The sequence below is a fragment of the Paraglaciecola sp. genome, from assembly GCF_039943935.1.
Taxonomy (GTDB): Bacteria; Pseudomonadota; Gammaproteobacteria; order Enterobacterales; family Alteromonadaceae; genus Paraglaciecola.
Map to the genome: position 1 here is coordinate 1 of NZ_JBDUZQ010000010.1, position 11,599 is coordinate 11,599.

Annotated in this window: 10 protein-coding genes and 1 pseudogene; 2 read left to right on the forward strand and 9 right to left on the reverse strand. The window is 40.0% G+C overall.

The annotated features are described in order from the left end of the window. Positions 1-463: pseudogene (locus ABJD71_RS05765) on the forward strand (transposase); the annotation flags it as partial. Between the two features lie 194 nt (positions 464-657). Here the strand turns inward: ABJD71_RS05765 and ABJD71_RS05770 are convergent. From ABJD71_RS05770 to ABJD71_RS05785, 4 genes are all read right to left on the reverse strand, one after another. Further along, positions 658-1,113: a transposase gene (locus tag ABJD71_RS05770; protein ID WP_348165934.1), complete on the reverse strand. Its 456-nt coding sequence runs from the start codon at positions 1,111-1,113 to the stop codon at positions 658-660. Between the two features lie 202 nt (positions 1,114-1,315). Beyond that, positions 1,316-1,807, reverse strand: a complete 492-nt coding sequence (locus ABJD71_RS05775; protein WP_348165937.1) for a GNAT family protein — start codon at positions 1,805-1,807, stop codon at positions 1,316-1,318. Positions 1,808-1,907: 100 nt separating this feature from the next. Beyond that, positions 1,908-2,318 (reverse strand): hypothetical protein, encoded by a 411-nt coding sequence (locus tag ABJD71_RS05780; RefSeq protein WP_348165940.1) that lies wholly within the window; start codon positions 2,316-2,318, stop codon positions 1,908-1,910. 109 nt (positions 2,319-2,427) lie between these two features. Beyond that, on the reverse strand, positions 2,428-2,994 hold the full coding sequence (locus ABJD71_RS05785; protein ID WP_133471869.1) for a hypothetical protein: 567 nt from the start codon (positions 2,992-2,994) through the stop codon (positions 2,428-2,430). A gap of 242 nt (positions 2,995-3,236) precedes the next feature. Here ABJD71_RS05785 and ABJD71_RS05790 point away from each other — a divergent pair, with 242 nt between their 5' ends. Further along, the gene (locus ABJD71_RS05790; RefSeq protein ID WP_348165944.1) at positions 3,237-4,205 is read left to right on the forward strand and encodes an integron integrase; all 969 of its coding nucleotides are present in this window, start codon (positions 3,237-3,239) and stop codon (positions 4,203-4,205) included. A 59-nt stretch (positions 4,206-4,264) separates the two neighbouring features. Here the strand turns inward: ABJD71_RS05790 and ABJD71_RS05795 are convergent, their stop codons facing one another. The 5 genes from ABJD71_RS05795 to thrA all read right to left on the reverse strand — a co-directional run bounded on the left by ABJD71_RS05795 (position 4,265) and on the right by thrA (position 11,573). Next, the gene (locus ABJD71_RS05795) at positions 4,265-5,899 is read right to left on the reverse strand and encodes an FMN-binding glutamate synthase family protein (protein ID WP_348165947.1); all 1,635 of its coding nucleotides are present in this window, start codon (positions 5,897-5,899) and stop codon (positions 4,265-4,267) included. Positions 5,900-6,073: 174 nt separating this feature from the next. Next, the gene (gene ung / locus ABJD71_RS05800; RefSeq protein WP_348165950.1) at positions 6,074-6,733 is read right to left on the reverse strand and encodes a uracil-DNA glycosylase; all 660 of its coding nucleotides are present in this window, start codon (positions 6,731-6,733) and stop codon (positions 6,074-6,076) included. A 9-nt stretch (positions 6,734-6,742) separates the two neighbouring features. Next, positions 6,743-8,026, reverse strand: coding sequence for a threonine synthase (gene thrC, locus ABJD71_RS05805; protein WP_348165953.1), 1,284 nt, complete (start codon positions 8,024-8,026; stop codon positions 6,743-6,745). An 89-nt stretch (positions 8,027-8,115) separates the two neighbouring features. After that, the gene (gene thrB, locus ABJD71_RS05810) at positions 8,116-9,111 is read right to left on the reverse strand and encodes a homoserine kinase (protein ID WP_348165956.1); all 996 of its coding nucleotides are present in this window, start codon (positions 9,109-9,111) and stop codon (positions 8,116-8,118) included. Beyond that, entirely contained in the window at positions 9,111-11,573 is a 2,463-nt protein-coding gene (gene thrA, locus ABJD71_RS05815; protein ID WP_348165959.1) for a bifunctional aspartate kinase/homoserine dehydrogenase I, read from the reverse strand. The genes thrB and thrA overlap by 1 nt, the downstream gene beginning before the upstream one ends. Between the last annotated feature and the right edge of the window lie 26 nt (positions 11,574-11,599).

The following is an 11,599-nucleotide window of genomic DNA, read 5'->3' on the forward strand; positions in this document are numbered from 1 at the left end:
TGAATCTGCCGTATTAGCTTGCATGGCCTATGTTGACTTAAATCCCATCAGAGCCAAGATGGAAAAAACGCCTGAAACCTCCAAACACACGAGTATTCATAATAGAATTCAATGCCTTATCAAAGGTGAACAAGCTCAAGCACTTATGCCCTTTGTCGGTAACCACAGACAAGACATGCCGAAAGGCATTGCTTACAGCTTAATAGATTACTGTGAATTAGTAGACACAACAGGTAGATGTATTAGAGAAGATAAAGCAGGGCACATAGATAACCATCAAAACCCTATTCTAAACAGGTTAGGGTTAGACACAGAGCAGTGGATTACCCTCACCACAGAGTTTGAACAACACTTTGCTACCGCAGTAGGCAGCGAACAGATGATGCAACAATTTAAGCACCACACCCACCACCAAAGAATACGAGGGATGGCAAAGGCCAAAGCCTTACTCAAAAGTGCCTGAATTATCTAAGCACTAAAAACAACCTCCCAACGTAAGTTGGGAGGTAAACTCGCCTGAAATTTGAATTTTCACATCCGATGACAAAGAAAACTCTTCAACATCGAAAAACCAACCTTTAGAACATCAAAACACCCACCAAAAACCCAAAACCAATCAGGAAAAAGGCTTAATGAAAAACGCTGTTTTTTACTTTTTTAATAATGACTGTCTTTGTTACTGCTACCATCAATTGCAAACAATTCATTACCTAATAATCCTTGCTCGTGGCATACCAACAGCACTTGCTCGAACAACGATTCAATCTCACTTCTACGGCCACTCACAAATGCCGCTATGGTCGTAAAATGGGGAACAGAATCACAACTCAAGGCTTTAAAAATCACATTGGTTTCACAGCACCATTGAATTTCTCGGCTCGACGTTATTCCTTTCGAATAAGCAAACAAAATAATCTTCAACAACGCCGCAGGGTCGTAAGCTGGACGCCCAGTTTCATCATTTTGATACTTAGGATAAAACACTGACAAGTCCAATTTATCATCTATCAGATGATGGATAGCATACTCAAATGTGCCAGGCTGAAGTTGGTCTAGGTAGTTAATCACTACCATCGAATTTTGTTGATAATTAAGAGGGATAAAACGTGGCATCACCAAGGCTCCTTTGCCTAATTGATAATACCTATTTGATCACAAACCACGATCTGAGGGAAGTAATTATTGTGTGTTTTTTAAACTAAAAAGAGGGTTTTCTACAGCCTCAACGCCTCATTAAGAGGCAAACAAATAGCTGGTTAAAATTAGCGAGGCACGAGCAATAACCAGCTGTTTTTTGTCCTGCTTGAATGCCTTGTTATGTTTTCAGTATACTAAACACATGATTATCATAAAATTCATCGTTCTTATATATGGCTTTACTTTGAACTGACTCTAATTTGAAGTTACATTTCTCTAGAACATTTAGAGAAGCAGTATTTTCAGAAAAAACAGAAGCAAACAATCTAACAATACCTGTAGTTTTGAATACTAACGATACCATTTCATTTATAGCGTGTGTCGCAATGCCTTTCCTCCAATATTCTTTTGCAACCCAGTACCCAATTTCAGCAGAGCGTTGATATTCAAAGCTCCCTGGTTCTGCACCGATGCAGCCAACTAAAGAGCCATTAAAGTCTATGGCTTTAATTATACCAATTTTACTTCCTGTAGATATCCACCATTGAGAATCTTCTAACGTATAAGGTGTTGGGATCTTAGAAGATAAATACTTAACTACTTCAGGGTCATTCAAAATGCACAAAAGCTGAGCTAAATCATCTTCATTAAAATCTCTTAAAGTTATCATTAATTGGTGCACCTAAGCTAAAAGAAAACATAACGCCTCACTAAGAGGCTAAAAATTGTTGGTTATAATAAGCGAGGCACGAGCTAAAAACCAACTGTTTTTAGTCCTGCTTGAGTGACTTGTTAGAAGACTTTAGCTCAGTAACCTTTGGTAGCTCTTGACCTAAAACTGAAACACATTCGTTTAATCCGATAATAAGAAATTCACGATGCTTATACATTTTATCAGTTATGAAATGGCTTCTAGTATTTTCAAGAGACTTCCAACCGCCTTCTAACACCTCAAAGAACCAACCTTGGGTCAAATCACACTCAGCCCAAAACTCACAAAGGTCAAGTTCGTCAAGAACTCGAAAACCCCAAGTTGCATCGAAATTAACGTTTACTTTCCAGTCGTTAGACTCAACAATAATATCTAGACCTGCATCGGATAGCTTCACTTCTGCAACTGTGGTGCTTCGATCTGACTTAAATGGAAAATCAATTAGTGACACTTTAGGTTCGTATATCATCCGAGTCTTCTAACTTTTAAATAAGGGGCGCATACATGTGGGGCATAATGGCGAAGCCGCCCCGCATGTATGCGTCCCAGCGAACGAAGTGAGTGACTTGATTTTTTTGTTATGTTTCAACTGCCAGTTCGCACATAGCTTGAGATATTCTTGCTGATAAATCTTCTGGATCTGCTAATGATGCCAAACGAGAACCTACATGTTTAGCAAAATCCTCTAAAACTACTAAGTTATCAGAACTTGGTACATCAGGCTTTGCTAACGCTTCTCGGAGATAACGAAATGAATGAAGTGATAACAGCGACTCTTTATCTTGGTCAGTTACTTTGGCTTCCAATCGATGTGCCAATTGATTACGTATTGTGTTTAACCTTCTAATGCCACTCGCCAATTCTTTGGTTTCGTTAGAATGATTTTCCACAAGTGATAATTTTTGTGAAAAGGTTAAACGCGTACCCTTTAAATCACCAAGATTTGGATTTAGGGCAATAAGATACTCAGTTAGAAAGTGCTCAACAAAAAGGTGTGACCTTAAAATTCTTCCTATAGCATCTACATCTTGATTCCATTTTTCGTTTATTAGCGAGAGCTTACGATCCATTTCTGCATTCAGTGCGTCTTTTCCACCAGAAAGCTCAATGACTTTCTGTGCTAGTTTTAAATGATCGATATCCACTGGACTCCTTTTGAAACATAACAATTTAATAGTGCGCGAACCGCGCATTTTTCTATTTACAAATCGCGCACTTTCTTAATTTATCTATTTTTACCAAATTCAGTAACACTTTGCTACCTAAAGAAAAATTTGGACTTTGAAATTTTTATGATCCCACAAAAATGCGCGATTCGCGCATTTTCCTAAATATAGGGGAAACTAAACTATACTGTATAAATAAACAGCTAAGTTGGGTGTGTAAAATGAAAACAAAATCTCCATATTTGCAGTATATAGTTGACTACATGTTAACTAGGCAATATTCATTAAGAACCATTGAAACTTATTTAAAATGGATTACCTCATTTATTCATTTTCATCAAAAACGGCACCCAAGCTCTATGGGCGATTCTGAGGTTGAAATCTATCTCGAATATTTAGTATTAACAAAAAACGTGTCTCCTCGCACTCAAGCAACGGCATTAAACTCTTTGGCTTTTTTATATAAACACATTGTTAAAAATGAATTATCTCAAAATCTAAACTTCGCTCGTTCAAAGCGACAACCTAAATTACCAGTGGTCATGACAAAAGACGAAGTAAAGCTATTAATGACAAAATTAACGAAAAGGTACTATCTAATAGCTGGGTTAATGTATGGGAGTGGTTTGCGAGTTATGGAGAGTATTCAATTACGAGTACAAGACATTGATTTTGACTACAAATGTATTCGTGTCTGGAATGGAAAAGGGAACAAACACAGGGTAGTGACATTAGCCGTTGAATTAATTCCTGCCCTTAGAAATCAAATATTACAAGTGGATGAGTACTTGAAGTTAGATCTAAAAAATGAGCAATTTTCTGGGGTTTGGATGCCTTATGCATTAGCTAAAAAATATCCTTCGGCAAATAAAACACTGGCCTGGCAATTTTTATTTCCTTCTCATAACCTCAGCACTGATCCTGAAACAGGTGAAATTAGACGACATCACTATCACCATACCTGTATTAGGAAAGCAGTTAAAGCTGCAGTTAAAGCTGCGGGATTGACCAAGCAAATTACACCTCATACGTTTAGGCATTCTTTTGCTACCCATTTATTACAAGCTGGAGCTGATATTAGGACCGTTCAAATCCAACTTGGGCACTCAGATGTGCAAACCACACAAATTTATACGCATGTTTTGCAGCAAGGAGCCAATGGGGTAACTAGCCCTTTAAGCCACTTATAAATCAAAAAGCCTCAACGAATTTTTTCTCGTTAAGGCGTCTACTTTGTAAACTTATATACTTAATCAGGTAAGGTTTCTAAGCCGCTATAGCACTCGATCACATAGTGGTTTGGCATGAAACACTCAGCCGATGATTCTTTCATCTCATGTTCAAATCGCGTTGGATAATTTTCAGTCAATAATTCTCCATCCGTTAGCTCTGGGTATATCTCATCGTAACGTTTAATTTCAGTTTGACTCACCCTGCGATGAATATGAGTACGGTTAATTTGACGTGGGTCTCGTAACCCCGCAGAAGCAATAAGATCCATACACGCTCGAACCGTTTCTTTTTGATACCTTGCAATTCGGGTAGCCTTGTCACCTACCACTAAGCCTGCTTCTAAAGTTGGGTCTTGGGTAGCAATGCCTGTCGGACATTCATTACTATTACAAACCAAAGATTGCACACATCCTAACGCCACCATCATGCCGCGCGCGCTGTTACACACGTCTGCACCCAGAGCTAAATTCCTCACTAAATGAAACCCAGTAAATACTTTGCCACTAGCGATAATTTTAATGTCTTTTTTAAGGTCAAAACCAACTAAAACATCACGTATGAATACTAATGCTTCTACTAAAGGCATGCCAACAGAGTTACTGTATTCTAAAGGCGCGGCTCCTGTCCCTCCTTCACCTCCATCTACGGTAATAAAGTCTGGTTTGATATTGGTTTCAACCATCGCTTTACAGATAGCCACAAATTCACTTTTACGCCCTACAGATAATTTAAACCCTACTGGTTTTCCACCAGATAAATCACGAAGTTTTTGAATAAACACCATCATTGCAAGAGGTGTTTTAAATGCATTATGAGCAGGGGGTGAGTCCACTCTAGTGCCCGGCTTAACGGCTCGGATTTCAGCTATTTCAATAGTATTTTTATCTGCCGGTAAAATACCACCATGACCTGGCTTAGCCCCTTGAGATAATTTTATTTCGATCATTTTAACATTATCTTTACCCGCCGTTTTCGCGAATAAATCATCACTAAACTTGCCATTTTCATCACGACAGCCAAAGTACCCTGTGCCAATTTGCCACACAAGGTCCCCTCCGTGCTGCAAATGATATGGGCTAACACTACCTTCTCCAGTGTTATGATAGAAATCTCCCAATTTAGCACCTTTATTCAGTGCTTGAATCGCGTTACCACTTAAAGAGCCAAAACTCATAGCAGATACATTAAAAATGCTGGCTTGGTATGGTTTCTTACAAGCTGGCCCACCAATTTTCACCCTTGGGTATATGGCATGGGTATCAAGATGAATCGCTGCCATAGAGTGACCTATCCACTCATAACCCACTTGGCGAGTGTCTAACTTAGTACCATAAGGTACGGTATCTTTTTGGCCCTTAGCTCTTTGATAAATAACCGAACGAAACATACGGTTAATGGGCACGCCATCTGTCTCTGACTCAAAAAAGTATTGGCGTACAAATGGCCTTAGAAACTCCATGACCCAACGGCCACGCCCCACCACAGGAAAGGTTCGCCAAAGCGCGTGCTTGGTTTGATACATATCGTAAATACCTGTTGCCGTAACAGGTAATAGAATTAGAACTGACCACAATAAGCCAGGCCAAATAAAACTCAATAGAATGACAAAGAACCAAGTTAACACGACACCTTTTACAAACCACCTACGCATATTAATGACCCTATTTGAGTAATAATCCGAATATTATCTATTTGAAATATATAGAAAAGTTAGTCTATCGATATTTTTCAGTCGTAACTAGTGTTAATTACCAACGGGCCGTTAGTCTTTCATACATGTTGTTGATGTGAAAAACTACAAAAGTAAGAGGTAAGTTAAGTTTGGCTAAAGCTGCCAGTTGATACAAAAATGCCCTTGGCTTTCGAGAATAGAATTCGTTTTTGAAAAGTGTTTACAGCCAAAAAAGCCTCGATATGCAGACAAGGGAGATGGGTGTGGGGCATGTAAAACATGATGTTTTTGAGTGTCTATCATCGCGCCTTTTTTCTGAGCGTGACTACCCCACAGTAAAAACACTAGACCCTGTTTTTGTTGGTTTAATTGGGTAATGACTTGGTCAGTAAATTGCTCCCAGCCTATTTTCGCATGTGAATGGGCCTTACCTTGCTCAACGGTTAAAACCGTATTAAGTAGCAGTACACCTTGCTCTGCCCACGCATTTAAACAACCATGCTCAGGAATTCTAAAGCCTTCGATATCTGTAGCTAACTCTTTATATATATTCACCAGCGAGGGAGGTGTTTTAATACCCGGTAAAACGGAGAAGCTTAAACCATGAGCCTGGTTGGGGCCGTGATATGGGTCTTGCCCTAAAATCACTACCTTTACTTTGTTAAGCTCAGTTAAAGAGAATGCCTTGAATACATCTTGTGATGGTGGGTAAATAGTCTTACCAGCAGCTCGCTCATTTTCAACATATTGAATCATATCTTGAAAATAAGGTTGCTGCTGTTCTTGAGCTAAGACATCGGCCCACTTTGACATAACTTGAGTTTACCCAAGTAAGGCCAATAAATGGGCTTTTAGGGCCTCATAGTCTGCTGGCAATTCAGCTGACAAACCTTCTTTACCAGCACAATCAACTAAAGGCTGTGGCAAGCTGATAGGTTGACCTAGTACATTTTCAACTGTCTCTCTGAACTTAGCGGGATGCGCTGTCCCTAAGAAAATACCTGTTTGGCCTTCTTCAAGCTTTCTAGTCAATGCTTTATACGCTATCGCAGCATGTGGCTCACTCACGTAGCCAAGTTGCGCTAATTGGCGCATCGCAACTTGGGTATAGTCTTCATCAACGGTATCGCCAGAGATAACAGATTTATCAAGATAACCTTGCTCAATAATTGCTTCTATACGCGGCCAGTTATTAGGCTGACTAACATCCATAGCGTTAGACATAGTGGCTATAGTATTTTTTGGATCCCATTCACCCGTTTTTAAATAACGTGGCACAGTGTCATTTAGATTAGTTGCCGCAACAAAGTGCTTCACTGGTAAACCCATTACTTTAGCAATCAGGCCAGCGGTTAAGTTTCCAAAGTTACCACTTGGAACTGAAATCACTAAGTCTTGACGTTCTTCTTCAGAAAGTTGAGAAACGGCTTCAAAGTAATAACAAACTTGAGCAGCTAAGCGACTGATATTAATAGAGTTTGCAGAGTTCAAGTGTAAACCGTCTCTTACATCTGGATCATCAAAGGCAGACTTTACTAATTGCTGACACGCATCAAAGTCATCTTCGATGGCGACCGTATGAATATTGCCACCTAAGGTAGTGAATAACTTTTCTTGTAGCTGGCTAATCTTGCCTTTTGGATACAAAATGACAACGTTAATGTTATCTATGCCATGAAATGCATGGGCTACAGCAGCACCGGTATCACCTGATGTTGCCGTTAATATAGTAATTGGTTCACCGTTAGATATGGCGGTTAAGCACTGGGCCATAAAGCGGCCACCAAAGTCTTTAAACGCTAGAGTAGGACCATGAAACAATTCTAAACTGTAAACATTGTCTGTGACTTTTGCTAAAGGCGCGCCAAAAGCAAACGCTTTTGTAACTATGCTAGCAACTGTTTCTCGGGGTAGTTCGTCACCGATCAACGTGCTTAATATTTCGATGCTTCTGTCAACAAATGGCATCGCCAGTATTGCGTCTATATCTTCGAATGTTGGTAGTGCTTTAGGAAAATACAAACCTTGGTTTTTTCCTAAGCCTTTTTTCACTGCTTCTGCAAATGTTGCTTGGTCTGCCGCATCTTTTAGATTAACAAGTTCCACTTTTAATACCTTTGTTTTCCAATATCAACACACTCAATTTCTATGGTGTTTGTTTATTGTTACCGCACCTTTATGACACGGTTTGGTTTTTAACAATGACGCGATGTTGCGCCGTTTTGGTCTAACTGACAAATATGACTAAAGCCGGTGTCATTTTGAATATAATTGTCAGTTAACCACTGATTAATTTTTTCTGCATTTTGTAGATTATCACAAACCGCGAATACTGTTGGGCCTGAGCCTGAAATACCAAAGGCTAATGCGCCATTTTGTTCAGCAAATGCTCGAGACTCATCAAACTTAGGCAACAAGGACTTACGGTAAGGTTCGGCGATAACGTCTTGCATCATAGCAGCGGCAAGCTCTTCATCTTTACGATATAAAGCATCCGTAAATACGGCCAATTGGCGCCCAAATTTAATGGTGTCAGCCATAGGAACTTGCTTAGGAAGGATGTCTCGGGCCGCGGCCGTTGACACACTAATACCAGAGTAACAAGACACCCAATACCAATGTTTAAAACAAGGTAACTGCAATGCAACTTGGTCTTTATGTTCGGCCATTAGAACCAAGCCACCTAAAAAACAAGGAGCGACATTATCGTAATGAATACTGCCACTAATTTGGCCTTCGAGCTCTCCCATTACCAACAACAATTCGTTATCAGTGAAAGGCGCTTTACCTAAGTATTCAGTAAAAAACTGATTCAAAGCATGCAACGCTGCCACAATAGAACTAGCACTTGAGCCTAAACCACTACCAATGGGTAAATGCTTATGCAAAACCATTTTTAAAGCAGGGATCGCACTCGCCTTATGACCTTGTTGCGCTAAGACTTTTATAAAGTGCTGATAACAGCGGGTCACTATATTGCTATCTGCGTCTGGTGGTAATTTATCAGCAAAACGACCTTTAACTTCTAAGCTAAATTGCTCTGCGATTTCAACTTCAACTTCATCCCCTAATAAACTACCGTCAATGGGTTTAAGGGCTGCACCTAGCAAGTCAAAACCAAGGCTGACATTACCAATTGATGCAGGGGCATAAGCGATTAGCTTTGATTTATTCATATTTGAATCTGACATTATACTGATTGTTTCCAAGGCATAGTGCGCATTACATCAGCAAACACACCAGCAGCCGTTACTGCGGCACCGGCACCATATCCACGTATAACATATGGAATCGGCTGATAATAACGACTGTGTATAGCTAAAGCGTTTTCACCTTCTTTTACCATATACAATGGATGAGACTCATCTACCGCTTCAATGCTCACCACACATTTACCATGGTCGATTGAACCAACGTATCTAAGCACTTTACCTTCATTCTTTGCCACTTCAACTCGTTTAGCGAAAGCCGCGTCTATTTCTGGAAGGTTAGTCATAAACGTTTCAATACTGCCACTAGCATCAAATGACGCAGGTAATACCGGCTCAATAGTGATGTCTTCTAATTCTAACTTCATACCGGCTTCACGAGCCATGATAAGTAATTTTCTGGCTACGTCCATACCGCTTAAGTCATCACGAGGATCTGGCTCGGTAAAGCCATTCTTTTTGGCGATTTCCGTAGCTTGCGACAAGCTTAAACCTTCATCCAATTTACCAAATACAAATGAAAGTGACCCAGATAAAATGCCTTCAAACCTGACCAGTTCATCACCCGCGTCAAACAGATGCTGTAAATTATCGATAACAGGTAGACCAGCACCTACAGTGGTTTCATACAAAAACTGACGATTGGTTTGTTTACTTGTTTCTCTTAATAACTCATAGAACTCAAAACTTGCTGTGTTTGCTTTTTTGTTAGGGGTGACAACATGAAAACCACTTTGCATCATATCTGGGTACTGCTCGGCAATAACAGAGCTACTGGTACAATCGATAATAACAGGGTTTACTAAGCTGTTGTCATGCACAAAGTTAGTTAAAGTTTGAATTGAAAACGGTGTTTCACTTTGGCTTAAAGAGTCTTCCCAAGGAGAACTTAAGTCGACACCTCCAGCTTGCAGCAATAGTTTTTTGCTGTTGGCAATACCGTAAACATTTAAGCTGATATTGCGCTCTAATAATGAGGCTTGTTGACGAGATATTTGCTCTAGCAACTCTTTACCAACACTTCCACACCCCACTAAGAAAGCATCAATAGCATGCAAGTTAGAGAAAAAGTTTTGATGTACCACTTTAACTGCTTTTTTAGCTTTAGCCGCTTCTATAACAGTAGAAATAGAGCGCTCAGAAGATCCTTGAGCAATCGCCACGTTATTCACCCTTGCTTGAGAAAGAGAACTAAAGAACTTAGCCGCTAAACCTTTAGAATGACGCATGCCGTCACCTACCAAAGTAACAATGGCTAAATCGTGACGCACTTCTATTGGATCAAGGAGTTGATTACTCAGCTCTAATGCAAATGAATCCTCTAATAAGTCCAAGGCTCTATCGGCGTCTTTACTATGAATACAAAAGCTAATGCTATATTCAGATGAAGACTGTGTTATCAAACTGATAGAAACGTTAGCATTAGACATGACTTCAAATACACGGCTCGCCATACCTACCATGCCTTTCATACCTGGACCTGCGACATTAAACATAGTCATGTCATCTAGGTGAGAGATCCCTTTAACACTAGTCCACTTAGTACTCGCTTCGTTACTAATAAGAGTCCCCGGAGCAGCCGGATTCAAGGTATTACGGATTAAACAAGGTATGTGGTGCTGTGCTATTGGGCCAATCGTTTTAGGGTGTAAAACTTTTGCGCCAAAATAGGATAACTCCATGGCTTCTTGGTAAGTGAGCTTATCTAGTAACACTGCGCCATCTACTTGATTAGGATCGGCATTATAGACTCCATCGACATCTGTCCATATTTCACAGCACTCAGCATCAATACACGCAGCTAAAATTGCAGCAGAATAATCAGAACCATTACGCCCTAACGTGACTTTTTCACCCGCTTCATTTACCGCAACAAAACCCGGCATGATGAGTACATCTTTACCTGAGTTATCAACATCGCTAAAGCGGGCCTTACTGGCAGAAACATCGGCTATACTGTCTAGGTAATCACCTTCTGCAATGATGTAATCAACTGGATCGATAATTGTGTTACTTTGGCCAATCGCATTTAAGATTTCACTGAAAATATTAACGCTCACATATTCGCCAACGCTTAAGACTTTAGCCACAACCTGCTCTGGTGCGCATTGTAACAGCGCGAAACCTTCTAAATGTTGATTTAACTCATTTAAGGTTTTTTGAACAAACTCAGATAACTTAGTAGAAGTGAAATTCGGCACATTCTTTTGTAAGTCATCTAAAATGCCAAACAGCACCATGTTTAATTTAGCAAACAATTCACCATAATCTTTGCCCGCTGCAGCTTCTTCACAAAGTAAAGACAAGGCATTGGTGACACCTTTAGGAGCAGATAAAACAACTGCTGCGCCAGTTTCGGTGTGGCAAGACATACTAATGTCTTTTACTCTCAAGTAACGTTCTGCATCTGCCAGAGACGATCCACCAAACTTCAACACCTTCATTTTGTACTCCTCAATCTTTACTTAGC

Excerpts from the sequence above, each read along its gene's own strand:
- ABJD71_RS05790 (WP_348165944.1), top strand. The coding sequence starts at position 3,237 with ATGAAAACAAAATCTCCATATTTGCAGTATATAGTTGACTACATGTTA.
- ung (WP_348165950.1), bottom strand. The coding sequence starts at position 6,733 with ATGTCAAAGTGGGCCGATGTCTTAGCTCAAGAACAGCAGCAACCTTAT.
- ABJD71_RS05775 (WP_348165937.1), bottom strand. The coding sequence starts at position 1,807 with ATGATAACTTTAAGAGATTTTAATGAAGATGATTTAGCTCAGCTTTTG.
- ABJD71_RS05795 (WP_348165947.1), bottom strand. The coding sequence starts at position 5,899 with ATGCGTAGGTGGTTTGTAAAAGGTGTCGTGTTAACTTGGTTCTTTGTC.
- ABJD71_RS05780 (WP_348165940.1), bottom strand. The coding sequence starts at position 2,318 with ATGATATACGAACCTAAAGTGTCACTAATTGATTTTCCATTTAAGTCA.
- thrB (WP_348165956.1), bottom strand. The coding sequence starts at position 9,111 with ATGTCAGATTCAAATATGAATAAATCAAAGCTAATCGCTTATGCCCCT.
- ABJD71_RS05770 (WP_348165934.1), bottom strand. The coding sequence starts at position 1,113 with ATGCCACGTTTTATCCCTCTTAATTATCAACAAAATTCGATGGTAGTG.
- thrA (WP_348165959.1), bottom strand. The coding sequence starts at position 11,573 with ATGAAGGTGTTGAAGTTTGGTGGATCGTCTCTGGCAGATGCAGAACGT.